This window comes from Sciscionella marina DSM 45152, from assembly GCF_000379465.1.
In the GTDB taxonomy this organism is placed as follows: domain Bacteria; phylum Actinomycetota; class Actinomycetes; order Mycobacteriales; family Pseudonocardiaceae; genus Sciscionella; species Sciscionella marina.
This window is the reverse complement of sequence record NZ_KB905462.1, coordinates 1-1,136: the sequence shown is the minus strand read 5'-3', so window position 1 is coordinate 1,136 and position 1,136 is coordinate 1. Positions and strand designations below refer to the sequence as shown.

The 1,136-nt window shown below is 65.1% G+C and carries 1 protein-coding gene; it reads left to right on the top strand.

The features are described from left to right. On the top strand, positions 1–1,136 hold a 1,136-nt coding region (locus A37U_RS0140530), incomplete at both ends, for an IS630 family transposase (protein WP_020502379.1).

Genomic DNA, 1,136 nt, shown 5'->3' with positions numbered 1-1,136 from the left:
TTCCCCGGTCTGTTCGTGATCGTGATCGGAGTCTTCGTCGTGCCGGTGCGCAGTCCGTATATCGTGAGCCTGATCGCTGCGCAGCGGTCAGAGTTGGAGGCGATCTCCTGTCGGGGCTCGGCGCCGTATCGTCAGGTCCTGCGGGTACGGATCGTGCTCGCTGCCGCGGAGGGTGGCTCCAACGCTGCTATCTCGCGGTGTCTGGGGGTCGGTGTGGATACTGTCCGTAAGTGGCGCAAACGCTTCTGCCACGAGGGTATGGGCGGACTGGTCGATCGGCCTCGCAGTGGGCGGCCACGGACGTTCCCCGCCACCGTGGTCACCGGAATCAAGGCCCTGGCTTGTGAGCTACCCGCTCGCGCCGACGTGCCGCTGGCACGGTGGAGCTGCCCGGAGCTGGCTGATGAGGCCGTGGCTCGTGGGATCGTCGAACGGGTTCCGGCCTCGACGGTGCGTCGGTGGCTGACAGCTGATGCGCTCAAACCGTGGCAGCATCGCTCGTGGATCTTTCCCCGCGACCCGTACTTCGCGGTCGAGGCCGCGCGAGTGCTCGACCTCTATGCTCGCGTCTGGGACGACAAACCGTTGACAGACAACGAGTTCGTGCTCAGTGTCGATGAGAAACCCGGTGTCCAGGCTCGACGCAGGATCCGCCCCAGCCTCCCGCCGGGAGTACGCCGCCCGATGCGCGTGGAGTCGGAATACGCCCGCGGCGGCACGCTGGCCTATTTCGCCGCTTACGATGTCCACCGAGCCCACGTCATCGGCCGCTGTGAACCCACCACCGGCATGGTCCTGTTCTCCCGTCTGGTCAAGCAGGTGATGACCACCGAGCCGTATGCCAGCGCCCGCAGGGTGTTTTGGATTGTGGACAACGGGGCGTCTCACCGCAATTGGGCGGCAGCGGCCCGGATGAACGACGCCTGGCCCAACGCCCACATGGTTCATCTGCCCGTGCACGCCTCCTGGTTGAACCAGGTGGAAGTCTATTTCTCCGTCGTGCAACGTAAAGCGCTCGACCCTGACGACTTTCCCGACCTCGCCGCGGTCGCCGATCGCCTACTGGCCTTCGAAAAACGCTACAACGCCACAGCCCGACCCTTCGACTGGACCTTCAACCGCAACGACCTCAACCA